Origin of the sequence: Halopelagius fulvigenes, from assembly GCF_042662625.1 — an archaeon.
In the GTDB taxonomy this organism is placed as follows: Archaea; Halobacteriota; Halobacteria; order Halobacteriales; family Haloferacaceae; genus Halopelagius; species Halopelagius fulvigenes.
The window spans coordinates 135,216-158,636 of record NZ_JBHSXH010000011.1; the positions used below are offsets into that span (position 1 = coordinate 135,216).

The 23,421-nt window shown below is 63.5% G+C and carries 16 protein-coding genes; 9 read left to right on the top strand and 7 right to left on the bottom strand.

Annotation, left to right across the window (positions count from 1 at the left end; all coding sequences use genetic code 11):
- Nucleotides 1–39: 39 nt before the first annotated feature.
- The 3 genes from ACFQEV_RS08590 to ACFQEV_RS08600 form a co-directional block, all read right to left on the bottom strand.
- Nucleotides 40–2,178, bottom strand: coding sequence for a beta-glucosidase (locus ACFQEV_RS08590; RefSeq protein ID WP_379694876.1), 2,139 nt, complete (start codon nucleotides 2,176–2,178; stop codon nucleotides 40–42).
- A gap of 633 nt (nucleotides 2,179–2,811) precedes the next feature.
- On the bottom strand, nucleotides 2,812–3,597 hold the full coding sequence (locus tag ACFQEV_RS08595; protein WP_379694878.1) for a helix-turn-helix transcriptional regulator: 786 nt from the start codon (nucleotides 3,595–3,597) through the stop codon (nucleotides 2,812–2,814).
- A 42-nt stretch (nucleotides 3,598–3,639) separates the two neighbouring features.
- Entirely contained in the window at nucleotides 3,640–4,749 is a 1,110-nt protein-coding gene (locus ACFQEV_RS08600; protein ID WP_379694880.1) for an SDR family oxidoreductase, read from the bottom strand.
- A gap of 286 nt (nucleotides 4,750–5,035) precedes the next feature.
- On the opposite strand from ACFQEV_RS08600, the gene ACFQEV_RS08605 reads away from it, so the two are divergent.
- A complete protein-coding gene (locus ACFQEV_RS08605) occupies nucleotides 5,036–6,088 on the top strand; it encodes a DUF7972 family membrane protein (protein ID WP_379694883.1) in 1,053 nt (350 codons plus the stop codon).
- A gap of 1,662 nt (nucleotides 6,089–7,750) precedes the next feature.
- On the opposite strand, the gene ACFQEV_RS08610 is transcribed toward ACFQEV_RS08605, so the two are convergent.
- Both ACFQEV_RS08610 and ACFQEV_RS08615 read right to left on the bottom strand, forming a co-directional pair.
- Nucleotides 7,751–8,635, bottom strand: coding sequence for a fumarylacetoacetate hydrolase family protein (locus ACFQEV_RS08610; RefSeq protein WP_379694885.1), 885 nt, complete (start codon nucleotides 8,633–8,635; stop codon nucleotides 7,751–7,753).
- A 242-nt stretch (nucleotides 8,636–8,877) separates the two neighbouring features.
- The gene (locus ACFQEV_RS08615) at nucleotides 8,878–10,947 is read right to left on the bottom strand and encodes an alpha-glucuronidase family glycosyl hydrolase (protein ID WP_379694887.1); all 2,070 of its coding nucleotides are present in this window, start codon (nucleotides 10,945–10,947) and stop codon (nucleotides 8,878–8,880) included.
- A gap of 123 nt (nucleotides 10,948–11,070) precedes the next feature.
- Here ACFQEV_RS08615 and ACFQEV_RS08620 point away from each other — a divergent pair, with 123 nt between their 5' ends.
- From ACFQEV_RS08620 to ACFQEV_RS08640, 5 genes are all read left to right on the top strand, one after another.
- Complete coding sequence (locus ACFQEV_RS08620; RefSeq protein WP_379694889.1) at nucleotides 11,071–12,912, top strand: ABC transporter substrate-binding protein; 1,842 nt, start codon at nucleotides 11,071–11,073, stop codon at nucleotides 12,910–12,912.
- Between the two features lie 143 nt (nucleotides 12,913–13,055).
- On the top strand, nucleotides 13,056–14,066 hold the full coding sequence (locus tag ACFQEV_RS08625; protein ID WP_379694892.1) for an ABC transporter permease: 1,011 nt from the start codon (nucleotides 13,056–13,058) through the stop codon (nucleotides 14,064–14,066).
- The gene (locus ACFQEV_RS08630) at nucleotides 14,053–15,099 is read left to right on the top strand and encodes an ABC transporter permease (RefSeq protein WP_379694894.1); all 1,047 of its coding nucleotides are present in this window, start codon (nucleotides 14,053–14,055) and stop codon (nucleotides 15,097–15,099) included. Before ACFQEV_RS08625 ends, ACFQEV_RS08630 begins: the two co-directional genes overlap by 14 nt.
- A 47-nt stretch (nucleotides 15,100–15,146) precedes the next feature.
- Nucleotides 15,147–16,172 (top strand): ABC transporter ATP-binding protein, encoded by a 1,026-nt coding sequence (locus ACFQEV_RS08635; RefSeq protein WP_379694896.1) that lies wholly within the window; start codon nucleotides 15,147–15,149, stop codon nucleotides 16,170–16,172.
- Nucleotides 16,165–17,292: an ABC transporter ATP-binding protein gene (locus ACFQEV_RS08640; RefSeq protein ID WP_379694898.1), complete on the top strand. Its 1,128-nt coding sequence runs from the start codon at nucleotides 16,165–16,167 to the stop codon at nucleotides 17,290–17,292. The genes ACFQEV_RS08635 and ACFQEV_RS08640 overlap by 8 nt, the downstream gene beginning before the upstream one ends.
- 24 nt (nucleotides 17,293–17,316) lie before the next feature.
- On the opposite strand, the gene ACFQEV_RS08645 is transcribed toward ACFQEV_RS08640, so the two are convergent.
- Both ACFQEV_RS08645 and ACFQEV_RS08650 read right to left on the bottom strand, forming a co-directional pair.
- Nucleotides 17,317–17,583, bottom strand: coding sequence for a hypothetical protein (locus ACFQEV_RS08645; protein WP_379694900.1), 267 nt, complete (start codon nucleotides 17,581–17,583; stop codon nucleotides 17,317–17,319).
- A 187-nt stretch (nucleotides 17,584–17,770) separates the two neighbouring features.
- Entirely contained in the window at nucleotides 17,771–19,570 is a 1,800-nt protein-coding gene (locus tag ACFQEV_RS08650) for an endo-1,4-beta-xylanase (RefSeq protein WP_379694902.1), read from the bottom strand.
- A gap of 434 nt (nucleotides 19,571–20,004) precedes the next feature.
- Here ACFQEV_RS08650 and ACFQEV_RS08655 point away from each other — a divergent pair, with 434 nt between their 5' ends.
- The 3 genes from ACFQEV_RS08655 (at nucleotide 20,005) to ACFQEV_RS08665 (ending at nucleotide 23,236) form a co-directional block, all read left to right on the top strand.
- Nucleotides 20,005–20,961 (top strand): mannonate dehydratase, encoded by a 957-nt coding sequence (locus ACFQEV_RS08655; RefSeq protein WP_379695237.1) that lies wholly within the window; start codon nucleotides 20,005–20,007, stop codon nucleotides 20,959–20,961.
- Nucleotides 20,962–21,032: 71 nt separating this feature from the next.
- Nucleotides 21,033–22,400: a glucuronate isomerase gene (uxaC, locus tag ACFQEV_RS08660; protein WP_379694904.1), complete on the top strand. Its 1,368-nt coding sequence runs from the start codon at nucleotides 21,033–21,035 to the stop codon at nucleotides 22,398–22,400.
- Nucleotides 22,401–22,456: 56 nt separating this feature from the next.
- Entirely contained in the window at nucleotides 22,457–23,236 is a 780-nt protein-coding gene (locus ACFQEV_RS08665) for an SDR family NAD(P)-dependent oxidoreductase (protein ID WP_379694906.1), read from the top strand.
- Nucleotides 23,237–23,421: the final 185 nt, after the last annotated feature.

The window sequence follows — 23,421 nt, forward strand, 5'->3', positions numbered from 1 at the left end:
CTCTGCGACGGGTCCCCCGCACTGCCGCGGAGGGCGTCGTCAGCGCTCGCTCGTCAGTTCGACTTCGACCGCCCGCGACGAACGCGCCACCTCGATAGCGTACTCGCCCGCGTCGGTCGTCCATCCCTCCCCCTCGTCGTACCGCCGGAAGGCGCGTTCGTCGAGTTCGATATCGACGGTCTCCGTCTCGCCGGCGGGGATCGGAACGCTCTCGAACCCGGCGAGTTCGCGTTCGGGGCGTTCGACGCCCTCGGTCTCCGGCGGGCGGACGTACACCTGAACGACCTCGCGGCCGTCGCGTTCGGCGGTGTTTCGGACCGTGACCGAGACGGAGTCGCCGTTCGGTTCGGCCTCGACGTACTCGAAGTCGGCGTACGAGAGGCCGTGACCGAACGGATACGTCGGTTCGGCGCCGGCGGCGTCGAAGTGGCGGTAGCCCACGAACACGCCCTCGTCGTAGTGAACTTCCTGGTCGGCGCCGGGGAAGTTCCGCTCGGCGAAGGGGTACGCCTCCTCCGGTGCGAACGTCACCGGCAGGCGTCCGCCGGCGTCCACGTCACCGTACAGTACCGAGGCGATGGCGTCGCCGTGGGCCTGTCCGGGGTACCAGTTCTCGACGACGGCGGCGACGTCTTCGCGCCACGGCAGTTCGACCGGGCCGCTGGAGTTCACGACCGCGACGGTTCGGTCGTTCGCCTCGGCGACGGCCTCGACCAGTTCGTCTTGGCGTCCCGGCAGGCGGAGGTCCTCGCGGTCGATGGCCTCGGTCACCGTATCGCGGACGAACACGAGTGCGACGTCCGCGTCCTCGGCGGCCGCGACGGCGCCTTCGACATCGGCCTCCCGTTCCGGTCCCTCGTCGTCGGCCTCACCCTCGAAGGCGTCGAACAGCGAGAGGTCCTCGACCGGCGGAAGACCGTACTCTACCGCCACCTCGCCGTCGGCGCGGGAGCCGATTCCCTCCCGCGGGCTGACTTCGGTGAACGGGTTCGTCTCGGAAGAACCGCCGCCGCCGAGAAGCGCCTCGTCCACGTTCGGTCCGATCAGCGCCACGCTCGCGTCGTCGTCGAGCGGAAGTACGCCGTCGTTCTCGAGGAGGACCGTCCCCCGCGCCGCGATGCGTTCGGCGAGGCTGCGGTGCGCGTCGGTGTCAACGGCCCCCTCGTCGCGGTTGCCGTCCAGCAGTCCGATGCGGTCCATCTGCCGAAGGATGCGGACGACCATGTCGTCGAGGCGTTCCTCGGAAACGGTACCGGCTTCGACTTCGTCGGCGAGTGCCTCCGCGAAGTACTCGCACGTCTCCGGGTCGGGCATCCCGCGGGCGATTTCGTCGGGCATCTCGAAGCCCCCGTCACCGTCCTCGTCTCCGTCCGTCTCGGTAGCGCCTTCCCGTTCCTCATCGCTGAGTATGGCTCGCCACTGGGCCATTGTCACGCCGGGCATCTCGAGGTCGAGGCCGCCGTTGGCGGCGTCGGCCGTTCCTTCGGTTCCCCACCAGTCGGAGACAGCGTAGCCCTCGAAGCCCCACTCCCCTTTGAGCACCTCGTGCAGGAGGTAGCGGTGGTCGCTCATGCGCGTCCCGTTCACGCCGTTGTACCCCGTCATGACCGACCCGGCGCCCGCCTCGACGGCGTCGCGGAACGAGGGGAGGTAGAGTTCGTGGAGCGCTCGCTCGCTCACCTCCGCGCTCGTGGAGGCGCGGTAGGTCTCTTGGTTGTTTGCGACGTAGTGTTTCGGCGTAGCGACGACGTCCTCGGACTGGATACCCGCAGTCACGCTCGCCGCGAAGATGCCGGAGTGGACGGGGTCCTCGGAGAAATACTCGAAGTTCCGGCCGTTGTGCGGGACGCGAATCAGATTCACGCCGGGCGCGAGGAGGCCGTCCTGTCCCTTCCCCTTCGTCTCGCGTCCGAGGGCGGCGCCGTGGTCGCGCGCGAGTTCCGCGTCGAACGTCGCTGCCAACGCCAACGGCGCCGGAAAGGCGGTCGAGCGCTCGCCCGGAATCCGGACGCCGAGCGGTCCGTCGACGAGACGAAACGGCGGGACGTCGAGGCGTTCAACGCCTCCGACGTAGCCCGTCGCGCGAGCCTCCGGGTCGACGGTCCCGTGAACTAGGCTCACCTTCTCTCGAAGCGTGAGTTCGTCGACGATGTCGTCGATAGAACGGTCTTGACTCATCTCTGGGTGAACATCAGTCGTCGTCGGGTTAGTCGTTGTGCTAACGCTGACCACCTGAGCGTTACGGGCTCCGGAAATTCGACACCTCGAACCTATCTCCGATTCCGTCACGGTTACGGAGCGGGTTGCTGTCGAACGTATTTCCGCCGGGCGGTAGCGTATCCGACCGCGATAGCGGTCGCCCAACTCGCGAGAAGTACAGCCAACGGGGCCGAGTCGATATCGGCGTTGAGCAACGAACTGATTCCGAAGTACGCTGCCCAGAATACGACGAACCCGACGAGACAGAATCGCTCGACCGTGCTGGCTCTGAGCCGAATTCCGAGTCGAGATGACGCGTACGTTGCACCAGCAGCGAGGATGAGGCCCCCGACTACGCCGAGAATTGTCGCGTCCCCTCCCACGCGAATTCCGATCACCAGTAACGGAAGAGCTACGACGGGCGCTAAAAGGACAGTCGTGCTCAGGAACCCTAGACTAGATTACAGGAAATCTATCTGAGTAGTTTCGGATCAAGTGCTTTGTTCTCTACCAGGCAGTTTCGAATTAGGACGCGTACCGAGTCCCTACGCGATAACTGGTGACGCGAATCCATGATGGAGACGTACTGTCCTCCGGCGCAGATACGGTTGGTCACCGCAGTATCGACGGACCGACGGGGTCCGAGCGGTCCCGGTATCGCTCGAACAGGTCGCCGGCCCACCGGACGAACTCGGGGTGCTCGGATTCGACGCACGCCTTGAGTTGGCCCTCGTCGTCGTACGCGCCCATCAGCAGTCGGTCGTCCCCGAGCGTGAGGCCGAAGGCGACGTCCTCGGGGTATCGGTACAGGTCGAGGACGCCGACGCTCACGACCACCGCGAACTCGGCGGGGTTCAACTCGCGCGCCCGCCGTATCGTCTCCGCCGACATCACTAACTCCGTGTGGACGCCGTCGAGGGCGAGTTCGGCGTGGGCGTCGTGGAACAACCTGCTGAGGACGGGCGAGACCATCCGTATCCGTTCTGTGTCGAACGTCCGAACGCTGTCGAGGTACTCCGTGACGGGGGCCTGCGGGTTCTCCGGGCTGGCCGCCGTCAGCGTCGCGTCTTCGAGCCACCTGGGGTCCGGCGCGTGCGTTCGGTCGGGGAGGAGGCGGAAGAACGGACCGAATGCGTCGATGCGGTCCAGCGCGTCGAGGTACGTCGCGTGTTCCTCGACGGCGAGCTCGCCCGTCACGGTCAGGCGGTACGTTCCGCCCGACGACTCGGCCCACTCGCGGTCCGCGAACTGTCCGAGGTGTCGCTGAACGCTCCGTCGCGGAAGGTCGAGCTCGTCCGCGAGTTCCGCCGGGGAGGCCGCCCCCCGAGCGAGGCGCGCGAGCAGACGCCGTCTGTCGGGCGTCCCGGCGAGAAACTGCGCGGCGTCGTCCGAGGACATGCGTCGAACTACCACTCGCTCCGAGAAAATAGCTCGGGAGCGTCAGAGTCGCGGGAAGAGGGAGCGGGAGTCCTCGGAGTCGCCGCTCTCTCGAATCTCCTCTCGGACGCGTCCGGCGCCGCCGTCGGAGCGCCCCAGTTTGTTTCGGAGGTACAACGCGGCGGCGGTCAGGCCGACGCCGACGAGTGCCGCACCGGAGAGCGCTGATCGAAGGGAGGCTTTCGTGTAGAGGCTCCGTTCCATGACGGGGCCGTCGTACTTGCCCCGTTCTTCGAGGTTCTCCGACGCGTCTCCAAGGCTGTTCCACTGTTTCGGGCGACGCGGCGTCTCCTTCCGTTGGAAGCGGTAGAACACCGTCTCTATGATTCGGTCCGTGAGTTCCGGCGCGTAGCGGCCGAGCAGTTGTATACTCTTGCCGCCGGACCCGACGTACACCTCGCGCCGGGGGCGTTCGGCGCAGAAGAGAATCGTCCGCGCCACCGTCTCCGGCGCGTACACCGGTTTCGGGATGTCCGTCTCCACGTCCATGTGGTTCTTCGCGTGACTCGGGTACGGCGTGTCTATCGCGCTCGGTTTGACGAGGGTCACGGAGACGGGCGCGCCCTCCTCTTCGAGTTCCATCCTGAGCGCGTCGGTGAACCCCTTGACGGCGTGTTTCGACGCCGAGTAGGTCCCCTGCAGGAGGACCGCTTGGTCGGAGACGACGCTCCCGACGTTGATTATCGTTCCGCCGCCCTCCTTCTGCTTCAGGTGTTCGGCGGCTTCGAGCGACCCGTAGACGACGCCCCAGTAGTTCGTCTCGAACAGGTCGCGCATGTCCTCGACGGGTACCTCCTGCAGTTTGCCGTAGATGAACGTGCCCGCGTTGTTCACCCACGTGTCGAACCCGCCGAACGACTCCCGCGCCGTCTCCGCGATTTCGCGCACGTCGTCCCGGTTTCGCACGTCGGCGACGACGTACTCCGCTTCGCCGCCGTCCGCCCGAATCTCCTCGGTCAACTCCCGCAACGCGTCTTCGCTCCGCGCGGCGACGACGACTTTCGCCCCGCGTTCGGCTGCCGTCCGTGCCGTCGTCAGCCCGATTCCGGACGACGCGCCGGTTATCACGATTACTTGGTCCTCGACGCTCTTGAGGTTCGGACCAGCGCTCATCGCGCCGAACCCCTCCTATCGCCGTCCGCCGGTTCGTCGGCCGTTTCCACCGCGGCGCCCTCGCCGCGTTCGACGGAAGAGTTGTCGGAAATCATAGACCGGCTCACGTTACGGCTAACCGGCGGACCGCGTTTGTATATTGTCCCTGCAAGAGCCACAAAACATCAGTTCGGACAGTGTATCCGAAGCGGAGTTTTCGCGCCGATTCGAGGGGTCGTCGGTCGTGCCGGATCCCGAACGGCGAACAGTCGCCCAACTTTTTCCGGCCGACCGGCGTACACGGAGTGTGAATCCGCACGGAGGGGGTCGTGCCACGACCGATGGTGGCGTCCGGCGGCGAGTCGTGCAGTGGGTGCTCGTCGGCGGAAACAGGCACGTAGTCGCGTCGCTCCTCCTCGCAATCGTATTTCTGACGCTCGCGTTGCTCGGTCAGTTCGGCGTCGTCGCCCTCGACGACCAAGCGACGGTTCGCAGCGTCGTTGGCGGGTTCGTCCCCGGACTCGTCGCCTTCCTCTCCATCGTCCTCGGGATAAACCAACTCGTCCTGTCTCAGGAACTCGCCTCCCCCGGGGAGATTCGACGCCGAATCGAGGAGGTCAGGGAGTACCGCCACGACGTGGAGGAGGCCGCCGGCGCGGAACCGAGTCCGGTGCTCCCGACGGGGTTTCTCTCCTTCGTCGTGCGCGCTATCGAGTCCGAGGCGGAGACGCTGGCGGAGAGCGTTCGTTCCGAGGCGGATTCGGACGTTCGTGACGCCGTCGAGGAGTACGCGGCGGACGTCGTCGACGAGTCCGAACGAGCGCAGGAATCGCTCGAACAGACGCATCTCGGGCGTATCAACGCCCTCCTTCCGGTCTTGGAGTACAACGACTCGTACCAGTTGATAGAGGCGCGCCGCCTCCGAGAGGAGTACGAGGACCGACTCCCGGAGGAGTCGCGGGAGTCGCTCTCGCGCATGATACGGACGCTCGAACTGTTCAGCGTCGCCCGTTCGCAGTTCCGAAGCACCTACACGCAACGCGTCCTCGCCCACCTCTCCCGGCGTCTCCTCTACGTCGGCCTCCCGGCACTCGTCGTCGTCATCGTCCTCGGCTTGCTACGGACGCCGTCGCCGGTCGGCACCGGGTGGGTGCGAGTGGTCGCCGTGAGCGCTCTATTCACGGTGGCCCTCTCGCCCCTCGCCGTCCTGTCGGCGTACCTCTTCCGCGTCGCGAGCGTGGCGGAACGGACGATTTCCGAGGGACCGTTCGTCTCGCGTCCCCAAGAGGCACGGGAGGAGTGGAACCGCGAGGCGAGGACGCGACACACCGACCGAACCGGGCCGTCCGACGACGAGTGAGGGCGAATTTACGCCTCTCTGGCCCGACCCAGACGCTGCCGATGACGATGACGCGTCCCGCATCCTCGAGTTCACAGCCATCGGTGTCGGAGCGAAGCCGCGTCACTCTGTCCAGCACGTTCGGCGTCGCCGCCGGTGGGCGCTTCGATTCAGTACCGTATCCCTGCTGGCACGTCGCACCGAGCCCGCCGTTGAACTGTCTCTTCGCATTAATAAACTTATAGAGGATTGAATATTCTTAGTGTTTTTCTATATATCACCCCGTAAGGTGCGACGTTCAACCCGTCTCCCCGCGGACGAACGACGGACCGGCGGTGGATGACAGAGTACCCCTTGGAAACGCCGTGTATCCTCCATTCGACGGCAGCAGATGGGCAAACGTGGGAGCCGACTACGCATTCGTATCGACTCTCGAACGGCTACGGCCGAACAGGAAGTACCGACCGTTCATGGGATAATTCTGCTGAAAAAAGTTCTTTCTATATAAATTCCTCGTTGAAGCAGGAAATCTGAGGGACGTATCCGCCAAACGGTAGACGTAGACGGAGGAGGGGTCAACCAGGAGATACCGTTCAACTGCGGTCGCCCGAGAGAGCCGATATTCCGCTCGTCACCGGATGACAGTACATTCGCCGTCGGAAACGTCGCCCACTGGCGAGTAGTCAACTTCAGAAACGTATTCTGCGTTTATGTTCTATAGAAACTCCTGTATCGTTTATCACGTCGCCGACGATACGACAGGGCGGCGGGCATTCAGAAGCGGTCAGAAGGCATTCGGCGGGGTCGGCGCTTCAGTCCGCGCCGTCTCTTCGGGTCTCTGTACCGCGTCGCCGTTCCGTCGGTGTCCGAAGACGGGGACCGGTTCGTACGGTTCTTCGAGGGAGTCGCCGATGGTCTCGCGCGAGAGACGAACACGCGTTCGGGTGATTCGTTCAGAGGTCGATTGACCGTTCGACTATCTCCTTTCCGTCCCGGTGGACCCGAGCGTCGTGTACTCCGTAGACCAACACGAACGGTCGGCAGTTTCTATTCTAGCAAATCGGCACGAGAGCTTCGGCGAGGTAGCATCTCGAGACTGCTCTTCGGGGGATACGTTCTCGAAGGAAGAGTCGGTCGAATCCGGCAGAATTTCAGGACATTCTGCTGCTTGGTGATGTTTGCCTGTTATCCATTACAAAACGTTCGGACGGAGACAGTTACAAACATAGTTTTGTAACGGGAGCAGTTCGGGACATCATCTCGCGGCCCGGAGGGAGTGGAAATTCTCCATGACAAAACCCATTGTTAAGCGCACCGGCCGAGCCTCTTTTAGAACCTCGACCAATAGAAGCAGAATATACTACCGGTAGAGGATGTACGCAGCGAAAACGGCCTCTAAAACAACGTTCTCTGTTCTCTCCCAGAGAACATATCATTCAAATACCACGGGGCGGTTCGATGTCCCCTCCACCGTTACTCACGACCGAACCGTTGAGAGAGGGGATTACGAGGAACGTGGTGATCCGAGTTGGTCACAAGGTCGAGGTGACCGGGACGAAAGAATACCGTCCACCGGTCGGACGTACCTCTCCGAGACGACCGTCGCCGACGCGGAGTAGCGACCCTCGGTAGGTCGGGATGGGAGTTCGATTCGGTCGCCGTTCCGTTTCGGTTCGCGGCCGGTCACACGGTGACGGTGTCGTTGACGAGGCGTCCGATGTGGTCGATGTCTATCGAAACGCGGTCTCCTTCGTGGAGCGTGAACGTGTCCGGCGGAACGAGGGCGGTGCCGGTGAGTAACACCAGAGTCTCGGGGAGATCGTTGTGCCGACGGAGGTACTCGACGAGCGTTTCACAGGTGGTCGCCATCTCGCTCGTTGACGTCGAGCCTTCGTACACCACCTCCTCGCCGCGTTCGATGGTGAGCGACATGGTGAGGTCGTGGGGGTCCTCGACGACTTCCCCGGTGGCGACGCAGGGTCCGATGGAACAGCAGCGGTCGTAGACCTTCGCCTGCGGGAGATAGAGAGGGTTCTCCCCCTCGATGTCCCGGCTGGAGACGTCGTTGCCGACGGTGTAGCCGACGACGCTCTCGCGGTGGAGGACGACGCCGAGCTCCGGTTCCGGCACGTTCCACTCGGAGTCACCGCGGACGCCGATGGAGTCGTACGGCCCGACCGTTCGCGACGGCGTCGCCTTCAGGAACAGTTCCGGACGGTCGCTGTCGTAAACGTCGATGTACACTTCCGGCTTGCCGCTCTCGGCCTTGCGAGCTTTCTCGCTGATGCTGTACGTGACGCCCGCCGCCCACACTTCGTCAGGGACGACCGGCAGGAGTGCGTCTCCGTCGATATCTCCGATGTCCCGACGCTCGGCGTCCGAGATTCGGTCGCGTGCGATAGCGTCGATGGAACGGTTGCTGGCGTTGGCCGTGCGAGCGAGTTGCGTAAACGACTCGAGGTCGTCCGACGCGGACGTGAGGTCGTACGCGTCGCCCTCTTCGTCTACGACGACGAGGGAGTCGGTCGATGAACTACGCTCTCTACTCGGGAGCTGGTAATACCGCATACTGATGGATGCGTAGATGCCGTAAAAAGAGTATCGGGTAGCTGAATCGTCACCGAGAACGGGGATCAACCGCTTCGTTGACCGGGCGAAAGCGGGCGTTGCGAGGTCACTGCGGAGGCGATCGGGCCTCGAACTCTGTCCCGTTCGGGGGATTCGAACGCTCGTTCGCAGAGATGGGGCGCGGACAGGGGGACGCCGGACCCCGCCAGCTACACCGTCGATAACCGCCGACGACAGTCGCCTCAGTCGTCGCGGGGGACGCGCCCGCGCGCGTCGGGAATGCCGGCGTGGTCGTAGAAGTAAGTGACCAGCGTGTCCCGCCAGTGCTTCGCGTGGGCGAGTTGTTCGTCGAACCGTTCGGCGATGTGGCGGTGTCGCGTCGTATCGACGCGGTCGTCGAGTTCCGTCCAGCGGTCGCGCATCGAGCGGACTTCCTCGACGCCCTCGAAGCAGTTGTCGTAGAGTCGTTGCACCACCGTCGTCCCATCGTCGAGTTCGCGGTCCCACGGGAGGTGGTGGAAGAACAACAGCAGTTCGTCGGGGCAGTCTTCGACCGACGCGTACCGTTCCGAGAGCGGACTGTGGAACTGTTCGGCGTACTCCGACCGGTCGACCCCGATGCCGTCCTCGGTGGCTCCGTGGTATCCGGGCCACTCGCCGGGCGAGGGGTTGTAGTGGTTCTCCAACACGTCGCCTTGGTTGTACATCATGTGCATCAGTCCGAGGTGCCCCGTCGTGTAGTCGAGGACGGCGGGCCACGAGTCGTGGAGGATGTCGGACACCGCCTCGACGACGTCCGGATCGTTACCGAACGTCTGCCGCACCCACTCGTCGGTGATCGTCTCGGTGTCGAGGTCCGGGTCCCAGGCGAGGCGGCCGTACCCGTAGAGGTTCGACTGCGCGAGGTAGTGGCCGGTCCAGTTGGGGTCTTCGCCGACGTTTCCGACGCCGGCGAGTCCCTGTCCGTCGCGGTGTGCGAGCAGTTCTTTGACCGGCGTCCCCTCGCCGTCGGCGTACGTGTCGGTGTCGAGCGTCTCCTTCCAGAGGGGGACGTGGTAGCATGCGTGGACGCCCTGTCCCGTGTACTCCTGCGTTATCTGGAGTTCGCAGGTGATGTTCGTCTCGGGCATCGACCCGAACAGCGAGGAGATCGGCTCGCGGGGTTGGAAGTCGATGGGGCCGTTCTTTATCTGGACGGTGACGTTGTCGAGGAACTCGCCGTCGAGCGGTTCGAACGTGTCGTACGCCTGCACGGAGCGGTCTTTGTGCGAGGCGTAGACGAACGCGCGCCAGTAGACGCGCCCCCCGTAGGGTTCCAACGCTCGTCCGAGGAGGTTCGCACCCTCCGCGTGGTTCCGGTCGTAGTCGTACGGGCCGGGTTGCCCCTCGGAGTCGGCTTTCACGAGGAACCCCCCGAAGTCAGAGACGTGGTCGTACACCTCGTCGGCCTTGTCGGCCCACCACTGCGCGACGTCGTCGTCTAAGGGGTCGGCGGTGTCTAAGTCGCCCGCGAGTATCGGCGCGGCGTAGTTGACCGAGAGGTAGGTCTGGATACCGTACCGGCGGAAGACGCTCGCGATGGCCGCAACCTTCGGAAGATTCCGTCCCTGCAGCAGTTGCCACCCCTCCATCTCCGCGATAGCCGGGTTCGCACCGGGTCGGGCCGGTTTCTGCGTATTGACGTTGTTGAGGACGATGCCGTTGATTCCGACGGAGGCGAGGAGGCGGGCGTAGTCGCGGTAGCGTTCGCGCAGGTCCGGTAACTGCTCCCAGTCGAATATCGACGTGCCCGCGTATCCGCGTTCGACGGACGCGCGGAAGGGGTTGTCCCAGTGGTTGATGAGTCGCTCTTCGGTCGTTGGTTCCTCCACGATGTCGACGTCCGCGACGGGTCGGCGGGCGGCCATGCGGCGGAGCAGGTGGTAGACGCCGTACAGCATCCCCTTGTCCGTCGCCGCCGTGACGACGAGACAGTCCTTGTCCTCCCACTCGACCGATCGGACGATGTACCCCTCTTCGTGAAGTTCGTCGATTTCCTCGGCGTCGACGGCGGCGCGGACGACCGCCATTCGTTCGCGCCGTCCGACGGCGAGAAAGCCGTCGACGGACCGCGGCGGATGCATCCACAGGTGAGGGTCGCGTCCGAGAAGTCCGCTGAGGCCGGTTCGGAGTTCGTCGCGTGCGACGCCGAGTTCCGGGCCTTCCGTCGAGGCGAACACGTGGGCGCACCGCGTCCGGTACGACGAACGAATCGTCGGGTCTTCGACGGTGTCGTACTGTAGCCAGCAGTCGTCGTAGTCAGTAACTCGCATCTGCGTCGATAATCGAAAACGTTCCGTAAAAAACCTCACTCTCGAACGGACGTGCTCCGTTCGCACGCTCGATTGCGTGTGCATTGGAAAAGTATTATAATCCCCCATGAAATATGGTGCGGTATGGCTGACGATAACAATAGCCTGGCCAATAGGCTGAGCCGTAGACAGATGCTCGCGATGAGCGGTGCCGCAGGCGTCGCAGCGTTCGCCGGTTGCTCCGGAGACACCCCCGAGGAAGGGACCGGGACCGGTGTCGGCACCGGCGCCATCGAGGGCGGCGGCGAGGGTAGCGCATCGACGAGCGACGACGACAGCGGGAACGGCTTAGTAGACCAGTCGCTGACGGTTCCCGGCCGGTACGTTCCGACGAATCTCCAGTGGAACTCCTACGCGCCGAGCCACTACGCCCAGCAGGGCGGGAAGGTGGTGTTCGACCCGTTCCTCCGCAACAACCGGAAGACGGGCGAACTCATCCCGTATCTGTTCCAAGACTGGTCCATCGACGGCAAGACGCTGACCGTGAACATCCGCGAGAACGACACGTGGCACAACGGCGACCCGGTGACGGCCGAGGACGTCGTCACGAAGTTCAAGATAGACAAGATATTCGGCTACGCGGTCAGCGACTACATCAGCGACGCAGTCGCGGCCGACGAGACGACGGTCGAGTACACGATGGAGAGCAACTACCGGGAGTCGGTTATCATGACGACGCTCTCTCGGAGTTGGCTCAACACGCCGACGAGTCGGTACGGAAAGTTCGTAGAGCGATACGACCCCGAGATGTCGGAGGAGAAGCTCACGCAACTCCAGTCGGACATTCAGGACTACCAGCCGAGCGAACCGCTCGGCTCCGGTCCGTTCAAGTACGAATCCGCGGACCAGCAGGTTCTCACGCTGGCGAAGTTCGAGGACCACGCCTCCGCGGACCAGATCAACTTCCCGTACTACGAGGTGGAGTACATGACCTCGAACCAACAGCAGTGGGCCGCGATGAAGAACCTCTCTGGGCTCGACGCGACGACGACGACGTTCTTCCCCAAGCGCATCCGCAAGTCGCTCCCCGACGCCGTTCAGGAGTTCCGCATTCCCTCCCACAACGGCTACTCCATCGCGTTCAACCACGACGACGAGGACTTCGGAAAGCGGAACGTCCGCCGCGCCATCGCGCACGTCATCGACCAGAACCGCATCGCGACGCTCGTCGACGACACGAAGACCGCGGTGAAAGTCCCCTTGGGCGTCGGGAGCTTCCACAATGGTACGTGGGACCGCTACCTCGGCGACAACAAGGACATCTACAGCTCCTACACGGACAAGAAGAAGGCGACGCAACTGCTCAAGTCCGAAGGGTACGAGAAGCGCAACGGCACGTGGCACAAGCCGAACGGCGATAAGTTCTCCTTCGACATTCCGGTCCCCGCCGGGTGGAGCGACTTCGTCAGCATGAGCCGAATCATCTCGCAGATGCTGACCGACTTCGGCATCGAGGCGACCAACCAGAACGTCGAGAACACGACCTTCTTCGGACAGCACTGGGGGTCGTCGAACTTCAAGATAGCACCGTGGTTCTGGAACAACTCGGGACAGACCGACCCGTTCTTCACCCAGTCGTGGATTCTGAACAGCGGCACCGTCAAGACGAACCTGAACTACCCCCAAGAGCCCAAAGCGCCGCCGATGGGCAAACCCGACGGGAAGCTAGAGACCGTCGATATCGTGTCGAAACTCCAGAAACTGGGGACGACCTCCGACGAAAAGGAGATCAACCAACTGGTCCAAGAGCTCGGCTGGGTCATCAACCAGTCGCTGCCGATATACCCCGTCGTGGAGAAGCAGTCGCAGGGGTTCTGGAACACCAACGAATGGAAGGTCCCCGAGAAGGGGTCGAGCGAACAGTACGTCCAGTTCCACTACTACTGGTGGCCGCGCGTCGGCGCGGCGACGGCCCGCAAGCAGTAACGACCTGACGAACGCGATGCGCCCCGGCCGACAGCGACGGTGCAACTCGTCGGTTCTCTTTCGGTGTAGGGGCGTCTCCGCGACGGCCGAACAGTGCCGATAAATCAGGAAGATTAATGTAGCTTGGTAAGGACATACGTTACATGGTAGGCCGTATCACTAAAAGAGTGGCACAAGCCATTCTAACGGTGTACGTGGTGATTTCACTGACGTTCGGGATGATTCGATTGATGCCGGGGGGACCGATGGACTACTTACGCGGACAGCTCATCCAGTCCTCGTCCGGCGACGTAAACATGCAACAGATCAACCGGCTCGTCGAAGTGTACACGAACGTCAACCCCGACAAACCGGTGTGGCAACAGTATATCGACTACGTCATCTCCATCGCGAGCGGTGACCTCGGTCGCTCGATCATCTACAGCGAACCGGTCGCCGATATCCTCGCGAACGCGCTTCCGTGGACGTTACTACTGATGGTGACGTCGATTTTCCTCACGTTCGTCCTCGGCGTCTCGCTGGGAGCGGTAATGGCGTACAACGAGGGAGAGCTCATCGACGTAGGAACGACGCTCAACGGAATCTTCCTGAACTCGGTTCCGTACTACGTCGCGGGTATCCTCTTAGTCTACGTCCTCGGCTACCAGTTGGGATGGTTCCCCACGGGCGGACGGATGACCTCCGGGACGACCGTCGGGTTCAACTACCCGTTCCTCGCGGGCGCACTCCACCACGCGGCCCTTCCGATCATGTCGCTCGTCATCACCGGATTCGGTGGCTGGGCGCTCAGTATGCGCGGGAACAGTATCCGCATCCTCGGGGAGGACTACCTGCGCGTCGCCCAACTCCGCGGTCTCCCCTCGCGGCGCATCTCGCTTTGGTACGTCGGCCGGAACGCGATCCTCCCGATGTACACCGGTTTGATGATATCCATCGGATTCGTCTTCGGTGGATCGGTCATCCTCGAACAGATTTTCCGCTACCCCGGCGTCGGCTACTACCTCTATCAGTCGATAGGGGCCCGAGATTACCCGTTGATGATGGGCGGATTCCTCATCATCACGATAACGGTCGCTATCGGCGTGTTCATCGCCGACGCGACGTACGGATTCATCGATCCGCGCGCAGGAGGTGGTGACCATGAGTCATACTGAGACATCTACCAATCAAGACGGTCAGGCCGAAGACGGAGACTCCCTGTTCCAAGTCAGCTCGGAAGTCGAACGAACGCGGACTGACCGCTACCGTCGCTGGTTCGATGCGGTGGTGGTGGCGTCCTGCCGCATCGCGTGGTCGGACTGGCGGGTCCGCGTCGGTTCGCTCATCATCCTGCTGTACGTGGTGATGGGTACGCTCGGCGTCTTCCTCGTTGAGCCCCCCACCATCGGGGAGGGAGCTCGGTACGTCGGCGCGTTCCAGTCGACGGAGTTCCCGTTCGGGACCGACAACCTCGGTCGCGACATCTTCGCGCAGATAGTCCACGCGACGCCGTGGATGCTTCAGATGATCGCCTCCGGTGCCGTGTTCTCGACGGTCGTCGCGACGGCCATCGGTACGGTCTCGGGCTACAAACGCGGATTCACCGACCGCGTCCTGATGACGCTCACCGACATCGCGATGACGATTCCGGGGCTGCCGCTTGTCATCGTCCTCTCGGTGCTGCTCCAACCGCGGAATCCGCTCGTCATCGGTATCGTTCTGTCCATCAACGCGTGGGCGGGGCTGGCGCGGTCCATTCGCTCCCAGGTACTGACTATCCGCGAAGAGTCCTACATCGAGGCGTCGCGGACGATAGGCGTTCCGACGGGGACGATCATCCGCGAAGACATCCTGCCGAACCTCATGCCGTACGTGGTCGTGAACTTCGTGCAGGCGGCGCGGAACGTCATCTTCGCCTCCGTCGGGCTGTACTTCCTCGGCCTCCTCCCGACGTCGAAACCGAACTGGGGCGTGATGATGAGTCGCGCCTACTCGACGGCGGGCGCACTCTACACGTGGGAGACGGCGTACTGGCTCATCGCGCCGATGGTCACCGTCATCCTCCTCGTGTTCGGCCTAATACTGTTCGCACAGGGTACCGACCGACTGTTCAATCCGCGCGTCCGCGCACGGCACGCAGACACCAGCGGTGCTGTCAGCGCTGACACCGACGCAGACGCCGACGACACAACGAAAGGGATGTTCTAACCATGAGTTTGCAAGAACAACACATCAGCGCCGAATCGGAGAACATAATGTCGATTCGAGACCTCTCGGTCTCGTTCGACCTCGAACGCGGCGAGTCCCGCGTCCTCAACAGCGTCGACGTCGATATCAAACGGGGCGAGATTCTCGGCGTCGTCGGGGAGAGCGGATCGGGCAAGTCGATGTTCGCCTCCGCCCTCCTCGACGCCGTCCCCGAACCGGGGCTGACGTTCGGCGAGATAGAGTACTACCCCGAACGCGGGGGGACGGTCGACGTCCTCGAACAGACAGAAGAGGGCCTCCGTCAGATGCGGTGGGAGGACGTGGCGATGGTGTTCCAGGGCGCGATGGACTCGTGGAACCCGACGATGACCATCGGCGACCACTTCGAGGAGACGCTCAAGGCTCACGGCGAACCGAAGCAGGAGGGGATGGACCGGGCTCGACAGCTCATCTCGGACGTCTACCTTAGCCCCGAACGCATCCTCAACGCCTACCCGCACGAGCTCTCGGGCGGGATGAAACAGCGCGCGCTCATCGCCCTGTCGCTCATCCTCGAACCCGAGGTGCTCGTGATGGACGAACCGACGGCGGCGCTCGATTTACTCATGCAGCGCTCCATCATCGCGTTGCTGTCGGAACTGCGCGAGCAGTACAACCTGACGATGGTCTTCATCACGCACGACTTGGAACTCGCGTCCGGTCTGGCCGACCGTATCGCGGTGATGTACGCCTTCGAGTTCTGCGAAATCGGGTCGGCGGAGACCATCATCCACGACGGCCACCACCCGTACACCCGCGCGCTGATAAATTCGACGCCGAACCTGAACACGCCCGTCGACGAGATGGAACCCATCGAGGGCGAGAGCCCCGACCCGGTGAACGTCCCGCCGGGCTGTTCGTACCACCCCCGATGCCCGCTTTCCGAGGAGATATGCGTCGACGTCGACCCGGAGATGTACGAAACCGACGCCGACGACGGCTCCGGAGTGACGAACAGGGCGGCCTGTCACTTCTGGGAGGACGTTCCCGAGGAGATTCCGCTGCACATCGAGGGGGTGCGGTACGATGAGTAGCGACCAACCCGTCATCTCGATGGAGGACGTGGAGGTTCACTTCACCAACAAGAGCGGTTTCTTCTCCGACGAGCAGACGGTGCAGGCGGTCAACGGGGTCGACCTCGAAATCGGCGAGAACGACGTCGTCGCCCTCGTCGGCGAGTCCGGGTGCGGGAAGACGACGCTCGGGAAGACCGCAATCGGCCTCCAGCGACCGACTAGCGGCAGCGTCAAATACCGCGGACAGGACATCTGGGAGGCGCGCGAGAACGGCTCCGACGCGGAGATCCCGTTCGGCGACATCCGCCGCGCACTGCAGATAATCCACCAGGACCCCGGGAGTTCGCTCAACCCGAACCGCCGGGTGCTCAACACGCTCGAACGACCGCTGAAGACGTGGCATCCCGAGATGTCGACGGACGACCGGGAGGCGCGCATCCACGGCATGCTCGAACGCGTCGGCATGAAGCCGGCCGAGGACTACTCGGGTCGCTACCCGCACCAGCTCTCCGGCGGCGAGAAACAGCGCGTCGCGCTCATCCGTGCGCTGTTGATGAACCCCGACCTTATCCTCGCGGACGAGGCGGTCAGCGCACTCGACGTGAGCCTGCGCGTTGACATGATGGACCTGATGCTCGAACTGCAGGACCAGTTCAACACGTCGTTCCTGTTCATCTCGCACAACCTCTCGAACGCTCGCTACCTCACGAAGAAGACGGGCGGTCGAATCGGCATCATGTATCTCGGGCAGATGGTCGAAATCGGCCCGACCGAGGAGGTTCTCAGGAACCCGAAACACCCCTACTCGAAGGTGCTTCAGTGGGCGACGCCGGACCTCGAAGCCAAGACGGACGACGTCTCCGAGCCGCCGATTCGGGAGATAGACATCCCGGACCCGGTGGACCCTCCGAGCGGTTGCCGCTTCCACACGCGGTGCCCCGAGGCGCGCGAGGCGTGCGCGAAGGAAGAACCGACGCTGGAGGAGTCGACCCACCAACGGGGCGCCGACGCCACCCATCCGGCGGCCTGCTTCCGGGTGTACGACGACGACCATCCGTACTGGGACAGCGAACCCATCGAAGACCTCGAATCGACGGACGGTCGAAGTTCGATAACGGGTGGCGAAGCGGACGACTGAGACCGGCTACCGGTTCTCTTTCGACTACTCCGCCTTCGCCCGACGCGCCTCTTTCTCCCGTTGCCGTTGTCGGAGTCGGTAGAGGACGTACGTGAGGGGAACTAACGTCACGGCGACGATGGCGACGTCGAGGACGGCGATGACGACGCTCGGATCCGACGTATCGAACGACATCGCGAAGAGCGTCACGACTGCGACCAGTCCGAACAGTACGTCGGCGACCGCCAGACAGAACCAGAGGACGCGGAATCCCTCCATCCTCTCCCAGAACTCCTCGCGTGACCAGTTCATCGTTCGGCCGTACATCTCTTCCCGCGCTATTAGTTCCATCGTCTCACCCGATCGTAGATCGGAGTCGGACCGACGGAGCGTCGCGCCGAACGCCGGCGTTCTCCGTCGACGCATCGCGACGACGCTGCGTACGGGAGGCGGGTGGACGCGACGCTCGGCATCGGTCCGAGCGGTCGTCGGGTCCGGCCTACCCGTCGTACCCGACGACGACGGTTCCGTCGTCGGTTTCGCCGCGGAGCATCGCAGCGCCGCCGTCGAGAGCGCTCTCCTCGGCGTCGAAGACGAGGACGCGATGGTCACGGCCGTCGCCGTTTCCGCCACCGCGGTTCCGTTCGTTCTGCACGGGACTACCCCCGCCGTCGTTGACGGCGTCGGGAGCGCCGAAGCGAACCGTGTCGGTGTCGAGATCGTCGGCCTCGAACGCGTCGCCGTCGGAGACGCGAACGGGCACGTTGCCGTTCGAGCGCCCGTTTCCGCCGCCGAGAACGTCTATCTCGACGGTCTGTACGTGAACCGTCTCGGGCGACGGATCGGTGACGGCCGCGTCGATTTCGAGTTCGCCCTCGTCTACCGACAGCGTCAGGTCGTAGTACCCGAGGTAAGCCCTCGCGGAGAACGTTCCGTCGTCCGTCGTCCCGGACGTGTCGGTCCACCACTGATCGAACACGAGTTCGGTGTACGCGTCGTACGCCGGTTTCTTCGACCAATCCTCGTAAAACAGGGGCGCTTCGCCCTGCCAGTGGCGACCGTCCCAGAAGCCCCACATCAGGAAGTCGGACGTGGCCGGGTGACTGTACAGCGTCTTCAGGAACCGATAGAGGTAGTCGGCTTTCGCTTCGTCGTCCCAGCTATCGTCCGCGGTGTCGAACTCGGTCACTTTGAGTTCCGCGCCGTACTGGGCGTACTCGTTGAGTCCTTCGAGCATTTCGACCGAGGTGAGCGTCTCGTCCTCCCCGAAGTGGCTCTGTAGTCCGACACTGCCGAGGTCGACGCCGTCGTCCTGCAGGGCTTCGATCTGCTCTCGATAGCGTTTCCGTTCGCTCTCGTAGGGGCCCGCGAAGACGTTGTAGTCGTTCGTGGCCAACGTGACGCCGTCGGGCGCGACGTCCGCGGCGATGTCGTACCACTCGCTGACGATGGGGGCGGTCCAGGCGTTGTACTCCGCACCGTCGGGGATCTCGCCGCCCTCTATTGCCTCGACGATTCTGGTCTGGTGAATCGCCTCGTTATATATCTCCCATTCCTCGATGTCGTCGCCGTAGTGTTCGATTATCTCTCGGACGTGTTCGGTCGTTCGCTCGTAGACGTACTCGGGGTCGAGTTCTGGGTCGGTGACGCCGTTGTCCTCCCACTCGACGCCCATCGCCTTCACGACATCCGGCGGAACCGCCCACGCTTCGACGTTCCCCCAGAGGGCGACGTGACCTCGGAGGTCGAGGGCGTGATCGAGAATCCACTGCGTCGCCTCGTCGGAGAGCTCGGTGCTCTCCTCCCAGAAGCGCCACTTGTGGTGGTTTTCCAGAACCGCCTTGTTGAACAGCTCCGGGATGTGTTCGCGGTAGTCGTCGCCGGGTTCCGTCTCCTCTATGAGGGTACCCGCGTTGACCGCCGTTCCGAACCCGTACGCGTGTTCGTTCATCTCCACGTTCACGTCGGCGGCGACCGGATTTCCGTCGTCGTCCACGACTTCGACGGTGAGGTCGGCGGTTCGGTGTTCGCGGATTCGCTCGTCCGCGGCCGCCTCCCAATCCGTCTCGTCCTCGTCGGTCACCTCGACGGTGCGTGCGTCCGAATCCGCCGTTGCGGACGCGACGGACGAACTGCTCGCGCCGAACCCGAGCAGGCCGGCCGCGCCCAGTATCTGCAGGTACCCCCGTCTGTCGAGTCCGCCCGCCGTCTCGGCTGGCTCTACGTCCCGTGTCTCTCCTCTCTCGCCCGTCGATTCGCCTGCCGACGGTCCGTCGTCTAGTAAGTTACGTCTGGACATAGCTTCGTCTCGGTGCGCTGAAGCACCGGATGTCTATTCGACTGATTGTTTAATGAAAATTTCTGAACTTTAGATGTAATTCGCGTTGATATAAATGTCGTCACGAGTACGTCACGATTCGTTCGACCGCCGCCTACGCCGGAGGAGCGAACGCCGAACTCGTACTCTACTCGCCGCTAACCGAGTCGGAGTACGAGAGCGCGATAGCCGCCCTCGCCGAAATCGGAGCGGTGGAGCGCACGGAGTACACCGACGACAACGCCGTCGGCGTCGCGCGCCAGTTCGCCGACGAGATCGCCACGGAAGCGTTGGAGGGGTTCGACGTCGAGTGGTCACTTCTCGTCGCATCCCCGGCAGTCGTCGGTGACGGTGGGACGGAGCTGGGCAGCACGAGTCGGACAACCTATATACCGATGCTCGCAGAACTTCGAGGCATGGACGTTACGTGGATGCTCCCGCCGCACCCGGACCGTCGGTGGACGATTGCCAAACAGCTCGGGCTTTCGACGGCCGTCGTTCGCTTCTGGGGCGAGGAGGAGTGGTGGACGTACGACTCGTTGCTGAAGACGCGCAACCGCTTCGCCGATCACGGCCTCTCCTTGGACGTCGTCGAGGACCGCCCGCCGATGACCGACACGGTACTCGGCCGCGAGGGACGCGACGAGGAGATAGCGACGGTCAAACGGTTACTCCGGAACATGGGACGGGCCGACATCGACGTCTACTCGTGGGTGTGGACGGAGAACCCCGTCGGCGTAATTCGAACCTCGGACGCCGTTCCGCTTCGCGGCGAGTCGCGGACGACGGCGTACGAGCACGAACAGTCCGAACGCGCCCCCGACCACCCCGTCGATATTGGCGAGTCGGAGCTGTGGGAGAATCTCGAATACTTCCTCGACGAGGTCGTCCCCGTCGCGGAGGAGGCGGGCGTCAAGCTCGCACTCCATCCCGACGACCCCCCGGTATCGTCCGTTCGCGGCGTGCCTCGACTCGTCAACTCTGTCGAGAACGTCCGACGAATCTTGGACCTCCACGACAGCCCAAACCACGGACTGACGTTCTGTCAAGGCAACTTCTCGGCGATGGGGGCCGACGTGCCCGAGGCGATTCACCGCTTCGGCGACCGGATCCACTTCGTCCACTTCCGCGACGTGGAGGGGGAGGCGGAGTCGTTCACCGAGACGTGGCACGAGGAGGGACAGACCGACATGCTCGCCGCGATGGAGGCGTACCGCGACGCGGGGTTCGACGGACCCATCCGTCCCGACCACGTCCCGAAGATGCTCGGCGAACAGGACAGGGAGGGCACGCAGGCCGGGTACACCGACATGGGTCGCCTGTTCGCCGTCGGCTACATGAAGGGGCTCTTAGAGCGGACCGAAGGCCGATAGCCGATTTCGTCCGGCCGTCGGTCCGCGAACCGGTCCGAAGTTTTATTGTCGGCGTCCGAGCAGGTTCGACCATGGGATTCATCGACGAGGACTACCTGTTACAGTCGGATGCGGCGGCGGCGCTCTATGACGCGATCGCCGACCTCCCGGTCGTCGACCCGCACAACCACATCGACGTGGCCGAAGTCGTCGAGAACGAACCGTGGACCGACATCTGGGAGGTCGAAGGCGCGACGGACCACTACGTCTGGCAGCTCATGCGAAAGCGGGGCGTCCCCGAGGAGAAGATTACCGGCGACGCCGACAATCGGGAGAAGTGGAACGCCCTCGCGGAGGTCTGCCCCGACTTCGCGGGTAACCCTACCTACGAGTGGATTCATCTCGACTTGAAGCGGCGGTTCGGCGTCGAGAAATCGCTGAACGCGGAGACGGCCGACGAGATATGGTCCAAGACGAAGAGCCAACTCGCCGAGCCGCAGAAACGGCCGCAGGAAATCCTCCGCGAGATGAACGTCGAAGCGCTCTGTAGCAGCGACGACCCCACGTCGCGTCTGGAGTACCACGAACGGGCCGAAACGGAAGTCGAGGGCGTCGATATCCGTCCCACCTGGCGTCCGGACCGAGCGCTGAAGGTGGAGAACGCCGAGTGGTCTACGTTCGTGTTGGAACTCGCTTCCGTGACGGAGAGCGACGTCGAGGCGTTCGACGGCTTCCTCGACGCACTCGCGGAGACGCACGAGTACTTCGTCGACCACGGTTGCGTCGCCTGTGATATAGGAGTCGGGACCGACCCCGTTTCGAGACCGGTGAGTCGTGAACGCGCAGGCGGCGTCTACGAGAGAGCGCGCAGGGGGGACGCCCTCGACGATGCGGAGGTGCGCGACTTCAAGGCGTTCCTCCTCGAATACGTCGGCCGGTTGAACGCGGAGGCGGGATGGGTGACGCAGCTCCACATCGGTGCGGTCCGCGACTATCGGGACTCCCTCTACGACGAAGTCGGCCCGAACGCCGGCGGCGACGTCTCGACGCGGGACGTGGACATCGTCGAGGGACTCGACTACTTCCTCGACGCCTTCGACGGCGAGATGGACATCGTCCTCTACACGTTGGACCCGACGCACTATCCGAGTGCGACGGTGATCGCCCGCGCGTACCCGAACGTGAGCATCGGACCCGCGTGGTGGTTCAACGACAGTCCGTTCGGACTCGCGAACCAGTTAGAACGCGTCGCGTCCGTCGACCTCCTCGCGAACTACGCCGGCATGGTCAGCGACTCGCGGAAAGTCGTCTCCTACGGGTCGCGGTTCGAGATGTTCCGGCGAACGCTCGCCAACGTAGCGGGCGAGATGGTCGAATGCGGGCAGATACCCGCCGACAACGCCCGGCGACTGGTCGAACACGTCGCCTACGACAGGCCGAAGGAACTGTACGGTCTCTGAGTCGGGTCGAACATCCGGAACAGTGAAGTGTTTTTCACCGGTGGTGTCGAACGAGTATGTCAGAACAGCTCGACGGAGAGACTGCGATAATCACGGGGTCCAGCCAGGGAATCGGTAAAGGAATCGCCGAACGGTTCGCCGCGGAAGGGGCGAACGTCGTCGTCAACTCCCGGTCGCAGGACCGGGCCGACGAGGTGGCCGAAGCGATAGCGGACGACGGCGGCACCGCCATCGGTGTCGAGGCGGACGTCACGGACGAGGGCGCGATGGAAGCGCTGGTGGAGACCACCGTCGAACGTTTCGGAAGCGTGGACGTGATGGTGAACAACGCTGGCCTCACGATACTCGGCGAGGCTCACGAGTTCGACATCGAGGAGTGGCGCAAAGTCGTCGACGTCGACTTGGTCGGCACGTTCATCGGCTGTCAGGCCGCGGGCAGACGGATGATGGAACAGGAGAAAGGCGGTGCGATTCTCAATATCTCCTCGCTGATGGGTAGTCGGGGCCTCCAGAAGCGGTCGCCGTACTGCGCAGCGAAAGCCGGCGTGAACAACCTCACGCAGACGCTCGCAGTGGAGTGGGCCGAACACGATATCCACGTCAACGCCCTCGCACCCGGGTTCATCTGGACGGAGATTACCGAACAGACCCAGGGGTCGGCCGGATACACCGACGACGACATCCGCGACCGGACGCCGATGAACCGGTTCGGTAGCGTAGAGGAGATGGCCGAGTGTGCGCTCTTTCTCGTCGGGCGGAACAACTTCGTCACCGGGGAGGTTCTCCACGCCGACGGCGGATGGCAGGCGTACGGGTGGGGGTCTGGCGACCAGTAGCACTGCCCTCTCACGGAGCTTGCTCGGTACCATTTTTGGCTATTGCCGCGTTCGAGTTCTCCCCCGCTCAGACCGACGTTCTCTATATTAGAACTCTCGTCCGGGGAGCGCCCGGTGAGGGTTACAGTTTTAGATATGTAACGGGTATCCAGCGACGAGAGATGTCGTACGCCCTCCCCCCCCCC

Bases quoted from the DNA above. Each gene is read 5' to 3' on its own strand.
- ACFQEV_RS08665 (WP_379694906.1), top strand. From the start codon at position 22,457: ATGTCAGAACAGCTCGACGGAGAGACTGCGATAATCACGGGGTCCAGC.
- ACFQEV_RS08595 (WP_379694878.1), bottom strand. From the start codon at position 3,597: ATGTCCTCGGACGACGCCGCGCAGTTTCTCGCCGGGACGCCCGACAGA.
- ACFQEV_RS08600 (WP_379694880.1), bottom strand. From the start codon at position 4,749: ATGAGCGCTGGTCCGAACCTCAAGAGCGTCGAGGACCAAGTAATCGTG.
- ACFQEV_RS08590 (WP_379694876.1), bottom strand. From the start codon at position 2,178: ATGAGTCAAGACCGTTCTATCGACGACATCGTCGACGAACTCACGCTT.
- ACFQEV_RS08645 (WP_379694900.1), bottom strand. From the start codon at position 17,583: ATGAACTGGTCACGCGAGGAGTTCTGGGAGAGGATGGAGGGATTCCGC.
- ACFQEV_RS08625 (WP_379694892.1), top strand. From the start codon at position 13,056: ATGGTAGGCCGTATCACTAAAAGAGTGGCACAAGCCATTCTAACGGTG.
- ACFQEV_RS08640 (WP_379694898.1), top strand. From the start codon at position 16,165: ATGAGTAGCGACCAACCCGTCATCTCGATGGAGGACGTGGAGGTTCAC.
- ACFQEV_RS08610 (WP_379694885.1), bottom strand. From the start codon at position 8,635: ATGCGGTATTACCAGCTCCCGAGTAGAGAGCGTAGTTCATCGACCGAC.
- ACFQEV_RS08655 (WP_379695237.1), top strand. From the start codon at position 20,005: ATGGACGTTACGTGGATGCTCCCGCCGCACCCGGACCGTCGGTGGACG.
- ACFQEV_RS08650 (WP_379694902.1), bottom strand. From the start codon at position 19,570: ATGTCCAGACGTAACTTACTAGACGACGGACCGTCGGCAGGCGAATCG.
- ACFQEV_RS08630 (WP_379694894.1), top strand. From the start codon at position 14,053: ATGAGTCATACTGAGACATCTACCAATCAAGACGGTCAGGCCGAAGAC.
- ACFQEV_RS08635 (WP_379694896.1), top strand. From the start codon at position 15,147: ATGTCGATTCGAGACCTCTCGGTCTCGTTCGACCTCGAACGCGGCGAG.
- uxaC (WP_379694904.1), top strand. From the start codon at position 21,033: ATGGGATTCATCGACGAGGACTACCTGTTACAGTCGGATGCGGCGGCG.
- ACFQEV_RS08620 (WP_379694889.1), top strand. From the start codon at position 11,071: ATGGCTGACGATAACAATAGCCTGGCCAATAGGCTGAGCCGTAGACAG.
- ACFQEV_RS08615 (WP_379694887.1), bottom strand. From the start codon at position 10,947: ATGCGAGTTACTGACTACGACGACTGCTGGCTACAGTACGACACCGTC.